Here is a 16,244-nt window from a genome sequence, read left to right on the forward strand (position 1 = left end):
GGCTTCGCGGCTGCGGTTTTCGCCGCGGGCTTCGCCGCCGGCTTGGCTGCGGGCTTCGCTGCCGCGGTTTTCGCCACAGGCTTGGCCGCAGGCTTCGCCGCTACGGTTTTCACCGCAGGCTTGGCTGCCGCCTTCGCAGCAGGTTTGGTCGCGGGTTTCGCCTTGCGGCTCTCCAGAGCCTTGCCAGCAGCTTCCTTCACCTTGCCGACACCCTGCGCCAGCTTGAGGCTTTCCTGTACGTCACGCTTGAGGCCGACGATGTAGGTACGGGTGTCCGCCTGCCGGGCCTTCAGGGTATCCAACGCTTCTTCCAGGTCGCTGATGGTCTCGCGCGCCTTGGCCTGTGCCTTGGTCTTGCCGGCCTTGGCAGCATCCTGCAGCTTGGTGCGAGCCTTGTGCAGTTTTTCCTGGGCTTTGCCACGTTGCTTTTCAAGTTTGGCCAGGAGCTTTTCCGAATCGACCAGCGCTTGTTTGCACGCACCCTCCAGGTGCTCGACAAGGCTGTGGGAAAGTTGCTGCAACAGGTGCAAGGGGGTGGTGACGGGCTTCTTGTTGGCCGACATGACGTGCCTCCAGGCGGACGTGGTTGCGCCCATACTAGACCCGCAAACCCCCTCTCGCCAACGGGTTCGATGTGCTACAAGCGACGTGCGCCAGGATTGCCCGCCGATTCGTCTGGAGAAACCGCATGCCGCGCCGCCTTTTCATCGGTCTTTTTCTACTGCCGCTGCCGCTTTTCGCCGCGCCCCCCAAGGACGAACTGGCCTATGCTGTAGGCGCCCGCCTGGGCACGCGCCTACAGCAGGAAATGCCCGACCTAGAGCTATCCGAACTACTTCTCGGACTGCGCCAGGCCTATCGCGGCGAGGCACTTGAAATCCCCCCCGAACGCATCGAAAAACTTCTGCTGCAACACGAGAACGCCACGACGGAAACACCGCGGATCACACCCGCCGAGGCCCGCTTCCTGGCCAACGAAAAAGCCCGCTTCGGCGTCCGCGAATTGACCGGCGGCGTCCTCGTCAGCGAATTACGTCGTGGCCAAGGTAACGGCATCGGCGCGGCAACCCAGGTACACGTCCGTTACCGCGGCCTGCTCGCCGACGGTCAAGTGTTCGACCAGAGCGAAAGCGCCGAGTGGTTCGCCCTGGACAGTGTGATAGAGGGATGGCGCACAGCATTGCGAGCGATGCCTGTCGGCGCGCGCTGGCGAGTGGTGATTCCTTCGACGCAAGCCTATGGCCACGAAGGCGCTGGCGACCTGATCCCGCCCGACGCTCCGCTGGTCTTCGAGATCGACCTGCTGGGCGTCCGCTGAAATGCAAAAACGGCGCTCTCCCGCATGGAGACGCGCCGTTTCGTAACGACTCGCCGGTGAATCAGACCGGTACTGCCGAACCCTCTGCGCCGCTCTGGCTGTGGGCGTTGTGCAGGACTTCGATGAGGCAGTCCTCCAGCTCGAAGCGTTCGTGCAACTGTTGCCGCAGGACCTTCAGCTCCGCGATGAGGCAGGCTCCTTCACGGCAATCGCCGTTGTCGCAGCGATCGTTGAAGTTCAGCGCGGATTCGGTGATGGCTTCCAGCCGGGGGAAGATCTGCTTGGCCAGCTCCAGGCCGCGCTGATCGCCGAAGGCCTTGCCTTCCGCCGTCAGTTGCTCGTAGACCTCGAAGTGTCCGGCAGATACGTAGTCCAGCAGCAATTGGCAAAAATGCTGGAGTTCTTCGGCGTTGGGCGCCGGTGCCTGAATACCGCTCAGGGCATCGAAGGCCTGCACCAGTTGCTGGCGCTCATGCAGCCAGCGATCGATCAGTTGGTGCACGCCCCCCCACCGCTCTTGGGCATTACGGCAGCTTTCGAGCATGTTGTCCTCGCTTCCCTCTTCGGACGTCCCGGAGAATCATCGTCCGCTCCGAGACGCATTGCTGACGCACTCTCTGCGCTCTGTGGGAGAACGCCTGTGCAAGGGGCGGACTCCGGCGCTACGGAAAGCCAGATTATGCCCCCGGGATGACCCCATCAAGACGCCCGTACAGAAAAATTCATACGGATGTTTGATCGGTATCCCGCATCCGCTCTGGTTTTCGCCAAATCGATACGGCCGACGCTCGAGAGCTGACGAAAGGCCACGGGACAGCCCGCGTCAGGCACGTCGGAGGAACTGCACGATGGAGAAACCGAGATAGGCAACGAACGCCAGCAGGCTCCATTCCGGAATGCTCAGGGTGAACAGCGTCCAGCTCACCTGGGCACAATCCGCGGTGCCATGCAGGACCAGGCGGATCACTTCCTGGAAGGGAAGCGCCTGCATCATGTAGTCGAGGCTGGGCAGGCAGGCCGGCAGTTGGTCCAGCGGAACGGTCTGCAACCATACCTGGCGGGCGGCCGTGGCCCCGCCGCCGAGAGCGAGCAGGAACACCAGCACGGAGTAGATACGCCGCCCACGCAGGCCGGGCCCCTGGATCGCGCCAGCGAGGCAGGTCAGGCCGATCAGGATGAAGAAGATCCGCTGCACGACGCACAGCGGGCAGGCCTCCAGGCCAACCACATGTTCCAGGTACAGCGCCCCGCCCATGATGGCGACGCAGGCCAGGAACGCGAGAAGGAAAAGCTGACGGGGGCTGGCCAGGGGCATGGCGGATCCACAGGTACACAGGGGAAAGGCCGCCTACGGTAGTGGAAAGCCTCCGGCCGTTTCAAGCCGCAAGGCCGCTCTGCGGCAAGACATCCCGAATCATTCCGGGCGCCCGCGACAAGCCGCCACAGTCCTGCCGATGGAGCCGAACGGGGAACGCCGGGTGGCGTTCCCCATGCTCAAATGCCCGCCACCACCACGGGCAGCCCCGGAGTACGCCGATCGAGCAGGACCAGGCCCTCCTGGAACAACTGGTTGCTGCGCTCGACCTCGCCGAGCTGCGCCAGCAGGCGTCCCAGCTCGGCGCAGGTCTCGGCACTGCGCTGGAAGCTCAGACTGGCCTCCAGGTATTCCCGGGCCTTGCCCCAGAGCTTGTTGATCAGGCACAGGCGCCCCAGGGTCAGCAGCAGGCCGGGATCGTTCGGATGTTCCTTGAGCCAACCTTCCGCGGCCTGCAATTGCTTGCCCGGATCGCGCCCGCGCACCTGCCCGTAGAGTTGCACCAGGGTCGCGTCGAAGCCTTGCTTGAGCGCATGGCGGAGGACTTCTTCGGCCTCTTCCTCGGCGCCCAGGCGAAGCAGTTGGGCGGCATAGCCCGCGACGATCGCCGGGTCTGCACGCAGCGCCGAAGGCACGTTCTGCCAGCGCTGGGTCAGCGGCTGCAACGCCGTCTCGCCCTCGTTCAGTCCACGCTCGCCGGCTTCCTGCAAGGAAGCCACCCAGGCACGGCGTTCGAGGTCGCGCAGTTCGGAATCCTTCAGCACACGCTCCTTGCGCAGCTCCGGCAGCAGGACGCAAAGGGCCTGCCAGTCGTGCTGGGTGACGTACAGCTGCTGCATCAGCCGCAATACCGTGCGGTGCTGCGGCTGGAGCCCGTGCAGCTCTTCAAGGGTATTGCGTGCCTGCGGGTAGTCGCCGCGATTGATCAGCAGTTGCGCACGGGTCAGGCCGACCAGCAATTGGGCGTCCGGCTCGCGCTCGCGAGCCCGGTTCAGCAGGTCGTCGGCCTCGTCGTAGCGTTCGAGTTCGTTGGCGGCCCGCGCCGCGCCGAGGTAATGCATCAGCGGCCGCTCGCCCATCTCCGCCGCCCGCCGCAAGTGACGCAGTGCCTGCGGCCAGTTGCCTTCGCCGAGATCGCGCAGGCCGCTGTGCTCGGCCATCTGCACGCGACGCCGGCGGTTGTAGCGCGACCAGGGGTTGACCACCCGCCCCGAGCTGCCGAGCAGGCGCAGGACCAGGCGCACCAGCACCACCAGCAGCCAGACCACCGCCAGCAGGGCGAGGAACGACCACAAGCTGGATTCGTAACGGAAGCTCTTGTAGGCGATCAGCACATAGCCGGCCTGCTCGGAGATCGCCAGCCCAACCAGCGTGGCGACCAGCACCACCGCCAGAACCAGGAGGTAGATGCGTCTCATGGACGGCCCTCCGTGGCCGGAGCCGCCTGCGCCTCGGGCACCAGGTTGCCAGCGGCCTCGCGGCGCGACACGTAGGCCTGCAAGGCGCTCAGGGCCGGTGCGAGGTCAGGGACCTGCACGGTGACCGGCTGCTTCGCCAACTCATCGATACGCAACTTCAACGCGCGGCTGTCGGCCAGCTCTACGTTGAAATAGCCGTCCAGCACGTCCTGGGCCTGCTTCAGCGCCTGCTCGTAGACTTCCTGCTTGCCATTCAGCGCCGCCCACTGGGCTTGCTCCAGGGCCAGGCCGATGGTCAGGCGCACCTGCGCCAATTGCTCGCCGGCCAGCAGCGGACGAATGTCCTGGCCGGCATTGAAATCGATGCGGATGTAGCGCGAGATCTTCTCCCACCACAGCTCCCAGGTGCTGTTGCCGTCGCCCCAGGCGACATTGCTGGCACCGCTTTCGCCTTCCTTGAAGGTCGGCGTGAGCGGTTGCAACTGGTTGACCTGCTCGCGCAACGCCGCCAGTTGCACGAACAGCCCGGTACGGTCCGGCTCCGGCAACGCGCGCAGGGCCTCGAGGCTGGCCGCCAGCTTGGCGCGGGCGGCATAGGCGCCGGGATCGTTCTGCGCGCGCAGGATGTCATCGGCGCCCTGCACCAGTTCGGTGGCGCTGCCCACGTCCTGCAAGGCGGACAGGCGCAGGCTGGCCAGACGCAGCAGGTGTTCGGCCTCGGCCAGTCGCCATTGCTGGCGGCTCTGGCCGAGGACCTTCTTCAGTTGCTCGCTAAGATGCTGCTGGTCGCCCTGCAGCTCCACCACAAGGCGTCGCCGGGCCTCCAGTTCGTCCGCGGTGGGCAAAGCGTCCAGGCGGGCAGCCAGTTGCTGGTTGCGCTGGGTCAGGGATTCGGTCTTGCCACGGGCATCTTCCAGCTGCGCCAGCTGGTCACGCTCGGTGCCCTGCAACTGCTGGACCTGCCAGAAGCTCCAGCCACCCGCGCCGAGTCCCGCCACGCCAACCAGCAGGGCGAGCAACGCCAGGCCGGTGGCGGTACCGGAACGCCTGGATGCATCGGGTGCAACGGGAGAAGGGGTGGAAGTGGAAGTTCTTGCGTCGTCTTGGGGAGTGACTGCTTCGCTCACAGGTCCATCCTTTGGTCAAGAAAGTTCTAGGCGGCGCTCGTCAGGGCCGCCAGCAAGGCCGGCGCGCTCGCGCCCCGGCAATCAATCACCCGTTGCGCACCCAGTTCGCGCGCCATCTCGGCGACCCGCGGGCTGGGTACGAACAGCGGCAACCGGCCTATCTCGGGCCAATCGGCTGCCGCCAACTGATACAGATTTTGCAAACCCTGTCCACTGCTGACCACCAGGCCGTTCAGGCGTTCCGCCCGCACCCTTGCCAGCAGCTCTCCGGCCGGATAGTCCGGAGCCCGGCGCCGGTAGAGTGGCAGGTAGTCCACCTGCACGCCTTGGCCGCGCAGGCGCTCGGCGAGGAATTCTCGGCCACCTTCGCCGCGCATGATCAGCACTTTCGGATCGTGCACGCGCAGGGAATCCTGGAACGCCGGCAGCGCCAGCAACGCTTCGCTGTCGTCGCCCTGTTCAGGGTAGGTTACGTCGAGGCCGTAGGCCTCGAGGATCGCCGCGGTCGCCGCGCCGACGCTGCACCAGGTCTGCTGCGGAGGCTGCGGCCAGTAGCGGTCGAGCCGCTCCAGCCCCAGGCGCGCCGCCGGCTTGCTGACCACCACCACCGCGCAGTAGCGGTCCAGGTCGAGCATCAGCGTACGCTGCTCCGGGGTTTCTTCCAGCGGATCGATCGCCAACAGCGGCAGGCTACTGCTATGGACGCCAGCCTCGCCGAGGCTGGCGGCCAGGGCCGCGCACTCCTCGTCGGGGCGCGTCAGCAGGAGCCGCCAGCCGCTCACGGATGTCCGGCCTCGCCGTAGACGGCTTCGAGAATCGCTTCGGCGCCCTGCTCCAGCAGGTCCTCGGCCACCCGCACGCCCAGCGCCTCGGCTTCCGCCAGTGGCGCCCGCCCCTCGGCGCGCAGCAACTGGGTGCCATCAGGCTGGCCGACCAGGCCGCGCAGCCACAGCTGGTCGCCCTCGCGGATGGCGTAGCAGGCGATCGGCACCTGGCAACCGCCGTTGAGTCGCTTGTTCAGCGCGCGCTCGGCAGTGACCCGCAGAGCCGTGTCGGAATGGTGCAAGGGTTCCAGCAAGGCATGCAAGTCGCTGTCGGCAGTACGACATTCGATGCCGACGGCGCCTTGTCCGCCGGCGGGCAGGCTGTCGTCGACACTGATCGAGGAGCGGATGCGCGACTCGAAGCCGAGGCGGATCAGGCCGGCGGCGGCGAGGATGATCGCGTCGTATTCGCCGGCATCCAGCTTGGCCAGGCGGGTATTGACGTTGCCCCGCAGGAAACGGATCTGCAGGTCCGGCCGGCGCGCCAGCAGCTGCGCCTGGCGGCGCAGGCTGGAGGTGCCGACCACGCTGCCGGCTGGCAGTTGCTCGAGGCTGGCGTAGGTGTTCGAGACGAAAGCGTCACGCGGGTCTTCGCGCTCGCAGATGGTGTAGAGGCCGAGCCCCTCGGGAAAGTCCATCGGCACGTCCTTCATCGAATGCACCGCGATGTCGGCGGCGCCTTCGAGCAGGGCGGTTTCCAGTTCCTTGACGAACAGGCCCTTGCCGCCGATCTTCGCCAGCGGTGCGTCGAGCAGCTTGTCGCCGCGACTGGTCATCGGCAGCAGGGTGACGGTCAGGCCAGGATGAGCCTGCTCCAGGCGCGCCTTGACGTATTCGGCCTGCCACAAGGCGAGGGCGCTCTGGCGAGTGGCGATGCGGATTTCGCGGGACGACATGGGATATTCCGTGCACAGGGATGCGCCCATGATAACAGTTCGAACCCGAGTGCGCGGACGCTGGGCCCGATAGCCGCACCCGGGTCGCTGGCGAACCGCCGACCGCCGTCAGAGCTGATGCATCAGACGCCTGACCCCGGCCACGTGCCGCCGGCTGACGGTCAGTGCATCGCCGTCGAGGCCTTTCAGGTAGAGCTGGAAATGCCCCAGCGGCGTACGCTGCAGGCGTTCGATCCGTTCGCGGGCGACCAGCGCGTTGCGGTGGATGCGCACGAAGCGCTCGCCGAACTCGTCTTCCAGCGCCTTCAACGGCTCGTCCAGCAGCACCTCGCCCTGCGCATGGCGCAAGGTCACGTACTTGTGGTCGGCAATGAAGAAGATCACCTCTTCCAGCGGGATCAGCTCGATCCCCTTGCGGGTCCGCGCACTGATGTGGCTGCGCGGACCGCTGCCGCCGGAGGCCGGGGGCTTGGTCAGCGCGGCCAGTTGCACGCGGTTCGGTCGCGAGGCTTTCTTCAACGCCTCGGCCAGGTCTTCGCTGCGCACCGGCTTGACCAGGTAGCCCACGGCGCTGACCTGGAAGGCTTCCAGGGCGAATTCGTCATGGGCCGTGCAGAAGATCACAGCCGGCGGCGCTTCCCGCTCGCAGAGTCTGGCCGCGACCTGGAGGCCGTCCAGACCGGGCATGCGGATATCCAGCAGGACGATATCGGGCTTGAGGCTGTCGATCAGCGTCAGCGCTTCTTCGCCATTGCTGGCCGAGGGCTCGAGGACGCGATAGCCGTCCAGTTGCCCTACCAATCGGGCCAGGCGCTCTCGCGCCAGAGGTTCGTCATCGACAATCAGGACATTCATAAGCTCAGGCTTCCTGCATGAGTCGCGCACATGGATAGCGTAGACAGGTGTAGTGCCGTCCGTCACGGCGCTCGACGCTGAGACTCGCTTTAGGCCCGAAAAGTGCCCCAAGTCGTGCATCGATATTGTGTAACGCCTGTCGCGTGCCTTTCGACGGGGGCGACTCGAGCGCCTCGTCGTAGGGGTTGCTCACACATAGCTGGAACACTCCTTCACGATAAACCGCCTCGACCTGCACCAGGCCACCTTCGACCCGCGGCTGGATGCCATAGATAAGCGCATTTTCCAGCAGCGGCTGCAAGGTCAGTTGGGGGATCGGCAGGTTGGCCGGCACCCCGTGCACCTGCCAGTCCAGTTGCAGGCGATCGCCAAGACGATACTGCTCAATGGAAAGATAGCGCCTTGCCAGCGCCAGTTCCTCCTCCCAGGAAACTAAAGTGCCGGGCTTCGCCAGGCTGGCCCGGAACAGGTCGGACAGGTCCAGCACCGCATGCTCGGCCTTCAGCGGGTCCAGCTCGATCAGGCTGGCGATGCTGTTCAGGCTGTTGAACAGGAAGTGCGGGCGAATCCGCGCCTGCAGCGATTCCAGGCGCGCCTGCAACTCGGCCTGCTGCTGCCGGCGCCACTGGCTCTGCAGGTAAAAGTAGCGCAGCACCAGGGCGGACATGATCAGCGCGATCAGCGCGTGCCGCAGATACAGATTGACCTCGCCGGCACGCGTCAGTTCTCCGCCCAGTTGATAGTGCTCGGCGACCGCCGTGCAGCCCAGGGTGAGGGCCACCACCAACAGGCAGCAGGCACTCCCCGCCAGCGCCACCGGCAGGCGCGCGAGCAGTGGCCGCAGGCGGCAGAACAGCGCCGCCGAGAGCAGTACGATCCACTGCACGAACAGCGACGCCAGGGCCAGGCGCACCCAGTTGAAGCTCGGCGTCATCGGCTCCGCCAGCACCAGCACCAGCACCAGCAGCTCCGCCAGCAGCACCAGGGTGAACAGGGCTTCGGCTTCGCAGAGCTCGGGAATGAAGAAGTCGTCTTGGACGGCCGGCCGGGTCGAGCGGCCGGGCTTGAATCGGATAGGCATCGACAGAGTTTCCGCAAGGCCCGGGGCGCCCGCAAGACAGCCGCGGGCGTACGGGCGAAATAAAGCACCGAAATGCCATCTGCCGCAAAAAACCGCGAAACAGCGCTCGTTCCGGCTTCGTCGACGAGCCGCCGGTTTTTCCTCCCGGCCTGCTATCATCGTCGCACTTTGCCCGTCACGCAGGCCGCGCGGCCTGTCCGTTTCTTGTTGCAGCGAGAGATACCATGAGCGTAGAGAAGACCAACCAGTCCTGGGGCGGCCGCTTCAGCGAGCCCGTCGACGCCTTCGTCGCCCGTTTCACCGCCTCCGTCGACTTCGACAAGCGTCTCTACCGCCACGACATCATGGGATCCATCGCCCACGCCACGATGCTGGCCAAGGTCGGCGTGCTGAGCGACGCCGAGCGCGATGCGATCGTCGACGGCCTGCAACAGATCCAGGCGGAAATCGAAGCCGGCAGCTTCGACTGGCGCGTCGACCTGGAAGACGTGCACATGAACATCGAGGCGCGCCTGACCGACCGCATCGGCGTCACCGGCAAGAAGCTCCACACCGGCCGCTCGCGCAACGACCAGGTGGCCACCGACATCCGCCTCTGGCTACGCGACGAGATCGACACCATCCTCGCCGAGATCACCCGCCTGCAGGAGGGCCTGCTGGGCCTGGCCGAAGCGGAAGCCGACACCATCATGCCCGGTTTCACCCACCTGCAGACCGCCCAGCCGGTGACCTTCGGCCACCACCTGCTGGCCTGGTTCGAGATGCTCGGCCGCGACTACGAGCGCCTGGTCGACTGCCGCAAGCGGGTCAACCGCATGCCGCTCGGCTCGGCGGCCCTGGCCGGCACCACCTACCCGATCCAGCGCGAGATCACCTGCCAGTTGCTGGGCTTCGACGCGGTTGGCGGCAACTCCCTGGACGGCGTCTCCGACCGCGACTTCGCCATCGAATTCTGCGCCACCGCCAGCCTGGCGATGATGCACCTGTCGCGCTTCTCGGAAGAGCTGGTGCTGTGGACCAGCGCGCAGTTCCAGTTCATCGACCTGCCCGACCGCTTCTGCACCGGCTCCTCGATCATGCCGCAGAAGAAGAACCCCGACGTGCCGGAGCTGGTACGCGGCAAGTCCGGCCGGGTGTTCGGCGCCCTCACCGGCTTGCTGACCCTGATGAAGGGCCAGCCGCTGGCCTACAACAAGGACAACCAGGAAGACAAGGAACCGCTGTTCGACGCCGCCGACACCCTGCGCGACAGCCTGCGCGCCTTCGCCGACATGGTCCCGGCGATCCGGCCCCGGCGCGAGATCATGCGCGAGGCGGCACGCCGCGGTTTCTCCACCGCCACCGACCTGGCCGACTACCTGGTGCGCAAGGGCCTGCCGTTCCGCGACTGCCACGAGATCGTCGGCCACGCAGTGAAGTACGGCGTGGACAGCGGAAAGGACCTCGCCGAGATGAGCCTCGACGAACTGCGCCGCTTCAGCGAGCAGATCGACGCCGACGTCTTCGACGTGCTGACCCTGGAAGGCTCGGTCAACGCCCGCGACCATATCGGCGGCACCGCGCCGAACCAGGTCCGTGCCGCCGTCGCCCGCGGCCGGCAGTTGCTCGCCCAGCGCTGAGGCTTGCGACAATCCGACCTCGCACCCAGCAGGGTCGGGCGACACGCGGAGCGCAGCCTTAGCGCTCCGTATCCCCCACCTCCGCAGCCGACGACGCTCCGCCAGCTATGCTTCCGGAAACGACGGGCGCTCAGCGCACGCCAGTCGCCGAAGCCTCTCGCCGTACCTCGGTAAATATCTCGATGATCGAGCGTTGCGGATCACGCTGTCGCAAGGCCCTCACCCGTTGACTCTGACGTTGCAGCTCCTCGCTGGGCCTGACCCACTGTTCGGATGGCAGGGGCTGTGACCAGGCACGCATGGCCTCGGGCAACTCCTGGCGCTGCATGCGCTTGACCCGGCGGATTTCCCATTCGACTAGATGGAATGGCAGCGTCCATAAATCCATTGCGTGGTAGAGATACCAACCGACCATATACCAACGCCCTACTTCACCCTCCCGGTAGCGACGATGAGCACGAGCGCGGGCATTGCGGAAGGTGTGCAGCCCCTCGTGAGGCGGGTCGTCCGGGCCTTGCAGGTCGAGTGGGTCCTGGATTTCCTTGAGGCTGTGCACCTCATGCTCCATATAGGCTCGGACGGCCTCCCAGTTGGCGATGGCCAGAGGCAGGCCGGCACAAGGGAACTCCAGGGAGAAGTCCTCGCCGCTGGCGGCATGATGGAAGCCCACACCCATGCCGTATTGGCGCTGGATGCCGTACTGGGTGGCACCCTGGGCCTGGATCACCCAGGCCGATAGGGACTCCCAGGGGACGAAGATGGGGGCGGAGTGGCTTTCTGGGACGAAGCAAACTTCGCGGCGCTGGCGATTGAAGCGAGTAGGGATGATCTTTTTATACTTTATATGATTGGACCACCATGTACTTAACAAGATAAGAAAGCCAAACAGCGCACACCCCGAACCATATGTTATCCCTATATCAAACAACCCTACAGCCAACTGTTTAGCCGTGCTTATATCACCACCTAACAAAGGCGTGCCGACCATCATTAGGGTTGGAATTAAAAAAACAGATATTATCCAGAGAGTAAATGGGCCACCTAATCTGACCTGCCAGGCAAATGCATTGGGCAGCCCTGTCCCGAAGTCAAGATAAGTATCATTCATTTCCCCCACGGCATGAGAATAGTCCTGTGCGGGCTGGACTGTAGGTAGAGGTAAAGGCGCGAGATAACTGACCAGCCCGCTTGAAAAGGGAACCACATCACCTGCTCGGTGGCTCTCCATCAGTCGCAACGGCGGCACATCCATGGGCTTATCGTTCTGGAGCATCGGCAAAATCCGGCAGCAAACGGGGGTCAATTAGCATCCAGGATGCTTCCTGCCCCTGGATACGTTGTGGCGAAGCAGGATAGTCTCCTTCGCTGTGTGGCGACAGGCGAACCATGTGCCGATCGGCATGATATTGACCCTGCGGGTTCAGTCGTTCGATCTGTACAGCCAGTAATAGATCCTCCGTGACCGAGCCCCCGGTCACACCCTCCAGCGGCGCTAGCCGCGGCACCAGCAACACCAACGGTTCGGCGGACGCGACCTGTAGACTGTCGCCGACAACTTCGGTGACGGGGAACCAACGCACCATGGGCGAACCTCTTTCGTATTTCACGCTACGAATGCGGTAGGCCGCCAGGCTCAAGCGTACTTCAGGGCGCCCGGCCAAAGTCTGCTGCAGTGCTCCCAGACTGATACCAGGCAAGGCTAGGCTGATCTCCGCAGTGGCAGGTGAGGAGAGCAGGTCTCGCCACCAACTGCCATGACTCGCGTGCTTGACCTCACCTCTTGGCGTCTGGACGATCCCCAGAAGTCGTTGCTGATAGATTTCCAGGGACTGGTTCAGGCGCCCTCCGATGTCGCGGCTCCAGGGTGTGCTGAGCAACCAATCGTCATGGGGCGTGGTATTACTGCGGTTATACCAATAGGTTCCTACCAGTTCGAGGGCGGTGAAAATGGCGCCGGCGATATTGAATCGAGCAAATATGCTCGAAAGTCGCGTGCCAGCCAATGCCCAGGCTGTACGCTCGGCAGCAGGTGTTGCAGCCCTGAGCACACCTTTTAAAGCATACCCCGTATGCCATACCCCGTAGGCGCTGCTGGCCAGCATTCCGCTGGAGCCAACCATAGCTAAAGCGGCACCTTGCTGAGCTTGAGCATTTCCGCTGCGTATAGCACCAAGCCACTCGCCATAGTGGGTTTGAGTAGCAACAGCTGCTGCAAAAAAACCTGCCGCATATCCCACAAACCCTAGGCGTAAGTGCAGTTTTCCCATTTGTACATGAGCAACTTCCACAGCGTGGTTCTGCAGCCCCTGTGCCAACTGAGCACTTCTGGCCTGAAGAGCTGTATCGGCAATGGCCTGAGCTGCCGCTACGCCCGCAGATATTGTGGTGAAAATAGAACCAGCCAGCGGCATTAGCTCACGCTTATCCGGCGAAGTCGCGATAACCCCCCGCCATACCTGCACCATATTGACAAACTGCGCCACAAACACAGCCAGACCAATTCCATCCCCCACCTTATTGAACGCGGCTGCACTGCTATAGCCATTGCGCAGGTTACGGATACCACTGGCAACTTCCTGTAACTGTGCAGATGGCAGGATCAAGGTGATTCCGGCGCGGCCTGGTGTCGCACCGGCGAGACGGATGCTGTTGTCCGGAAGCTCGGCGATCGGGCTGAGGGCGGCGGCCAGGCGCGGCTCCAGGGCGTTGAGCTGGAGGCGGACACGCTGGATGTCGGCGAGCAGGGCGCGGGCGTCCGTCGACTTGTGTCCGGCCTGGCTCTTCACCTGCTTGCGCTGGCGGACCAGCCGGCGCAGTTCCGCGCGCTGTTCGAGCACTTCCTTCAGGTCGGCCTGGAGGATGGCCTTTTCCGCTTCGCTGGCAATGGTGAAGGTCACCCCTTCGCGGACCGCGGCGTCGAGCAGGCGACCGGGAAGGGCCTTGGGCAGCTTGCGGAACAGTGCGTCGAGATCCGGCGCCTGCTGCTGGCCTACGCTCTTGAAGAAGCCCTCCATGGTCCGGCTGATGCCCAGGGTCAACGCCGGGTTGAGCGTGGCCTGGGCGCTGTCGGCAAGCGCTCGGGTGGCCTCCGGCAAGCCGTCGAGAGCGGGCAGCTTGCCCAGCTCCAGCGAGTCGCGCTGCTGCGCCCACTCTTTCAGCTTGGAGAGCCAGAGATGGCCGGGCGGCCCGAGCTGCGCGTATTGCGCGATCAGTTCGGCCTGGGTGTTCAACGGCAGAGTCTGGAACAATGGGCGATCGTATTGCGGATTTTCCTCCAGGAAGGCGAGCACGGCCTCGCTGGCCTCGTCGCTGCGGCAGATATCCTTCAGGCAGGCGTACTGGGTGGCGAAGGCCAGTCCCAATTGCTCGGCCTGCTGGAAATCGTAGTACCAGGCGGCGCGATGGAATCGCTGCTCGGTAAGCATCTGCGTGCGGTCTGCGCTGATCTGCTCGAGCAGGGCGTTCCAGCGCGCCAGGTTGGGCCTGTTGGCGGCGAGGAAGGCATCCATGGCGGGACGGTCGATCAGGTCGTCGATGCCACGCTGGCCGAATTTGGCGCCATGCAGCGCGTCGTCGACCTTTTCGCCGTGGCTCTTCTTCAGGCGGATCAGGGCGTCCAGGTTGCGTTCGACGAAGGCCGGATCGGCAACCGCCATTTTCCGCTTGGTGAAGTGTCGCTCCACAGGTCTGTGCAGCGGCTCCGGCATGGCGGGGTCCATCGGCTTCGGCAACGGCTCGCCGTTGAGGTAGTCCAGCAAGGCCTGGCGCGATCGCTCCCGCTCGGGAGGTGGCAGCCGGTCGAGATCGTCGAACAGCGGCTGGGCACCCTCGTCGGCCAGCTTGGGCAGTTCCGCGGCGCGGATCTGGGTCAACGACTCGATGTAGCAGGCGATCACGTAGTCGCGCTCGTTGGCCCCGGCCTGGGCGCCGCCCTGCAGCCATTCCTCGAGCCAGCCGACCACTTCGTCCTGGTAGGCGGCTAGGTCGCGCATCACACCGATGTCGTCGCGCAGCGCCAGGAACAGGGCATCATGCTCGTACTGCGGGAGTACCTGCGCAGTCAACTCGCCGAGCTGGGTATCGCGGAACAGCGGCGGATCCTCCCAGACGTAGTCGCGTCGTTCGTCCGGATGGGCGGCGGGTGGACTGGCCGGGCGCTGCTGGTGGGGCGGGAAGCGCTGCTGGCCCTGCTCGTCGCGATGCACCTTGTTCTGCACCACTTCGGCCAGCCAGGTTTCCGCCTGCCGTCGGGTCAGCAGATGCGGCCCCCCCTGCTGCGGGTCGGCGCGGCGCAGATCGACGGCCTGCATGAAGTGCTCGCGGTCCTTCGGACTGGCGAGCACCTGCATGCACTTGCGCGCGGTCCATTGCAGCTCCGAATAGGCCACGTACAGGATGCTGGTACGGGGAAAGACCAGTTGGGGCTCGCCGACCGCGCGGCTGCGTACGTCGGCGCGAACCTCGGCGTCCTGCCACAGCAGCTTGTCGATAGCGCCCTTGTCGATGCGGTATTCGTGCAGCTTTCCGGTTCCGCCGTCGATCACGTAGAGATAGCCATTGCGCACCAGCCGCAGACCCAGCGGCCGGCTTTTCAGGGCGAAAGGCATCGCCAGCTCGGCGCTCGGATCGACGCCTTCGGTCAAACCGTAGCGCAGCGGCAACAGCTGCACCTTGGCGTTCATCAACGGACAGGTGCCGCTCGGCGAACGACTATCGCTGGACGAGGCTTCGTTTGCCGCCAGGTTGGCGCTGTCTCGCCGGGGTGTGGCCTGCGCAGTCATGAATGCATCCTTTCTGTCTCGGCGGCGCGACGCACCGCCAGCTCGGCCGCAGCGGCCACCCGCTGCGCCGGGGATTGGCTGGAGGGACCATCGAGCAGCACGGCGATGTCCGCATGCGCGTCCAGCGCATCCTCGCCCAGGTAGCCGAAGATATTGGCGTAGAGCAGGATGTCCCGCGCCGAGCACATCCCACGACGGTAGGCCTGCTCGGCCAGCATACGCAGGTGCTGGAAGCGCTCTCGGCCGCACAGGGCCGGGCGATAGCCGGGGAAATACAGATTCATGTGGCGATCCATGTCCATGAGGGTCTGGCGGAAGCTGACTTCGCCAAGTGCATCGAATTCGGCCTCGCTCAGACGGTAGGGCTGCGTGCGGTCGCGAGCGATCGCCGAACCGCTTCGCCGGTGTTGCCACCAGCGGATTTCCAGGGCATCTGGAGCACATGCCTGCTCGATCGGACCGAACAGTTCCATGCGTTCATGTTTCAGCAGGCTATGCATCACTGCCGGGTCGGCCAGGCGCAGCAGCACCGGCTCGCCATGGGGAGATTGGACGCACAGAAGGTCCCGCAGGTGCTGCGACAGGATCGGCAAGCTGACCCGGGCGAAGAGCAGGTAGCCCCATTCCTGTGTGGCGTTGTCGAGGAACGCCTGCAGGATAGGGTCCTGGCGGCCGTCGAGGGCGACCAGGCAGGGCGACAGGTCCAGCAGTTCCTGCCAGCGGCTGTCGCGGTACAGCGGCTCGAAGGTCGGAGTATCGCTCCATTGGTAGAGCTTGCGCGGCAGTTCCGTGACGCTGACGCCATCGAGCAGCAGGTAGGCATTCAGCGTCCAGGGCAGGTCGGCGGGCAAGGCGGGTAGCATCGGTTCAGTGCGCATCGGTTTTCGCCCTGGCCGCTTCGCAGATGGCGCAGATCGGTTTCTTCTGCAGCAATGCCTGACGCTGCGCGCGGATCAGCAGGTCGCCCGGATTGTCCGCGTCGGCCTGCCGCAGCGGCCCCGGCAACAGCG

The 16,244-nt window shown here is 64.9% G+C and carries 13 protein-coding genes and 1 pseudogene; 2 read left to right on the top strand and 12 right to left on the bottom strand.

Features of this window, described 5'->3' with window-relative positions; translation table 11 throughout:
- Positions 1 to 563, bottom strand: a pseudogene (gene algP, locus HMPREF2924_RS07520) (alginate regulator AlgP); the annotation flags it as partial.
- 125 nt (positions 564 to 688) lie between these two features.
- Here algP and HMPREF2924_RS07525 point away from each other — a divergent pair.
- The gene (locus HMPREF2924_RS07525) at positions 689 to 1,318 is read left to right on the top strand and encodes an FKBP-type peptidyl-prolyl cis-trans isomerase (RefSeq protein ID WP_003136110.1); all 630 of its coding nucleotides are present in this window, start codon (positions 689 to 691) and stop codon (positions 1,316 to 1,318) included.
- A 61-nt stretch (positions 1,319 to 1,379) separates the two neighbouring features.
- Here HMPREF2924_RS07525 and rsd read toward each other — a convergent pair whose 3' ends face one another.
- The 8 genes from rsd to algZ all read right to left on the bottom strand — a co-directional run bounded on the left by rsd (position 1,380) and on the right by algZ (position 8,834).
- A complete protein-coding gene (gene rsd, locus HMPREF2924_RS07530; protein ID WP_003120370.1) occupies positions 1,380 to 1,862 on the bottom strand; it encodes a sigma D regulator in 483 nt (160 codons plus the stop codon).
- Between the two features lie 279 nt (positions 1,863 to 2,141).
- Positions 2,142 to 2,633, bottom strand: a complete 492-nt coding sequence (locus HMPREF2924_RS07535) for a disulfide bond formation protein B (protein WP_003099230.1) — start codon at positions 2,631 to 2,633, stop codon at positions 2,142 to 2,144.
- Between the two features lie 179 nt (positions 2,634 to 2,812).
- Entirely contained in the window at positions 2,813 to 4,051 is a 1,239-nt protein-coding gene (locus HMPREF2924_RS07540) for a heme biosynthesis protein HemY (protein WP_003096390.1), read from the bottom strand.
- A complete protein-coding gene (locus tag HMPREF2924_RS07545; RefSeq protein ID WP_003136112.1) occupies positions 4,048 to 5,178 on the bottom strand; it encodes a uroporphyrinogen-III C-methyltransferase in 1,131 nt (376 codons plus the stop codon). The genes HMPREF2924_RS07540 and HMPREF2924_RS07545 overlap by 4 nt, the downstream gene beginning before the upstream one ends.
- A gap of 26 nt (positions 5,179 to 5,204) precedes the next feature.
- Positions 5,205 to 5,960 (bottom strand): uroporphyrinogen-III synthase, encoded by a 756-nt coding sequence (locus HMPREF2924_RS07550; protein WP_003114032.1) that lies wholly within the window; start codon positions 5,958 to 5,960, stop codon positions 5,205 to 5,207.
- Positions 5,957 to 6,898 carry a hydroxymethylbilane synthase gene (hemC, locus tag HMPREF2924_RS07555; protein ID WP_003141963.1) on the bottom strand — a complete coding sequence of 314 codons (942 nt, stop codon included), beginning with the start codon at positions 6,896 to 6,898 and terminating at the stop codon, positions 5,957 to 5,959. The genes HMPREF2924_RS07550 and hemC overlap by 4 nt, the downstream gene beginning before the upstream one ends.
- Positions 6,899 to 7,006: 108 nt before the next feature.
- Positions 7,007 to 7,753 carry an alginate biosynthesis regulator AlgR gene (gene algR / locus HMPREF2924_RS07560; protein WP_003096397.1) on the bottom strand — a complete coding sequence of 249 codons (747 nt, stop codon included), beginning with the start codon at positions 7,751 to 7,753 and terminating at the stop codon, positions 7,007 to 7,009.
- Positions 7,754 to 7,757: 4 nt separating this feature from the next.
- Positions 7,758 to 8,834 carry an alginate biosynthesis two-component system sensor histidine kinase AlgZ gene (gene algZ / locus HMPREF2924_RS07565; protein WP_003096404.1) on the bottom strand — a complete coding sequence of 359 codons (1,077 nt, stop codon included), beginning with the start codon at positions 8,832 to 8,834 and terminating at the stop codon, positions 7,758 to 7,760.
- 224 nt (positions 8,835 to 9,058) lie between these two features.
- Between algZ and argH the strand changes: the two genes are divergently transcribed.
- Complete coding sequence (argH, locus tag HMPREF2924_RS07570; RefSeq protein WP_003136115.1) at positions 9,059 to 10,453, top strand: argininosuccinate lyase; 1,395 nt, start codon at positions 9,059 to 9,061, stop codon at positions 10,451 to 10,453.
- A 130-nt stretch (positions 10,454 to 10,583) separates the two neighbouring features.
- On the opposite strand, the gene HMPREF2924_RS07575 is transcribed toward argH, so the two are convergent.
- The 3 genes from HMPREF2924_RS07575 to HMPREF2924_RS07585 are packed head-to-tail and all read right to left on the bottom strand — an operon-like array spanning position 10,584 to position 16,112.
- On the bottom strand, positions 10,584 to 11,657 hold the full coding sequence (locus HMPREF2924_RS07575) for a hypothetical protein (protein WP_003136117.1): 1,074 nt from the start codon (positions 11,655 to 11,657) through the stop codon (positions 10,584 to 10,586).
- A 52-nt stretch (positions 11,658 to 11,709) separates the two neighbouring features.
- Positions 11,710 to 15,234, bottom strand: a complete 3,525-nt coding sequence (locus HMPREF2924_RS07580) for a toxin VasX (protein ID WP_003125801.1) — start codon at positions 15,232 to 15,234, stop codon at positions 11,710 to 11,712.
- On the bottom strand, positions 15,231 to 16,112 hold the full coding sequence (locus HMPREF2924_RS07585) for a DUF4123 domain-containing protein (RefSeq protein WP_003136119.1): 882 nt from the start codon (positions 16,110 to 16,112) through the stop codon (positions 15,231 to 15,233). The genes HMPREF2924_RS07580 and HMPREF2924_RS07585 overlap by 4 nt, the downstream gene beginning before the upstream one ends.
- Positions 16,113 to 16,244: the final 132 nt, after the last annotated feature.

Source organism: Pseudomonas sp. HMSC063H08 (genome assembly GCF_001813645.1).
In the GTDB taxonomy this organism is placed as follows: domain Bacteria; phylum Pseudomonadota; class Gammaproteobacteria; order Pseudomonadales; family Pseudomonadaceae; genus Pseudomonas; species Pseudomonas aeruginosa.

Coding starts and splice junctions, on each gene's coding strand:
- HMPREF2924_RS07525 (WP_003136110.1), top strand. CDS start 689: ATGCCGCGCCGCCTTTTCATCGGTCTTTTTCTACTGCCGCTGCCGCTT.
- rsd (WP_003120370.1), bottom strand. CDS start 1,862: ATGCTCGAAAGCTGCCGTAATGCCCAAGAGCGGTGGGGGGGCGTGCAC.
- HMPREF2924_RS07535 (WP_003099230.1), bottom strand. CDS start 2,633: ATGCCCCTGGCCAGCCCCCGTCAGCTTTTCCTTCTCGCGTTCCTGGCC.
- HMPREF2924_RS07540 (WP_003096390.1), bottom strand. CDS start 4,051: ATGAGACGCATCTACCTCCTGGTTCTGGCGGTGGTGCTGGTCGCCACG.
- hemC (WP_003141963.1), bottom strand. CDS start 6,898: ATGTCGTCCCGCGAAATCCGCATCGCCACTCGCCAGAGCGCCCTCGCC.
- algR (WP_003096397.1), bottom strand. CDS start 7,753: ATGAATGTCCTGATTGTCGATGACGAACCTCTGGCGCGAGAGCGCCTG.
- algZ (WP_003096404.1), bottom strand. CDS start 8,834: ATGCCTATCCGATTCAAGCCCGGCCGCTCGACCCGGCCGGCCGTCCAA.
- argH (WP_003136115.1), top strand. CDS start 9,059: ATGAGCGTAGAGAAGACCAACCAGTCCTGGGGCGGCCGCTTCAGCGAG.
- HMPREF2924_RS07580 (WP_003125801.1), bottom strand. CDS start 15,234: ATGACTGCGCAGGCCACACCCCGGCGAGACAGCGCCAACCTGGCGGCA.
- HMPREF2924_RS07585 (WP_003136119.1), bottom strand. CDS start 16,112: ATGCGCACTGAACCGATGCTACCCGCCTTGCCCGCCGACCTGCCCTGG.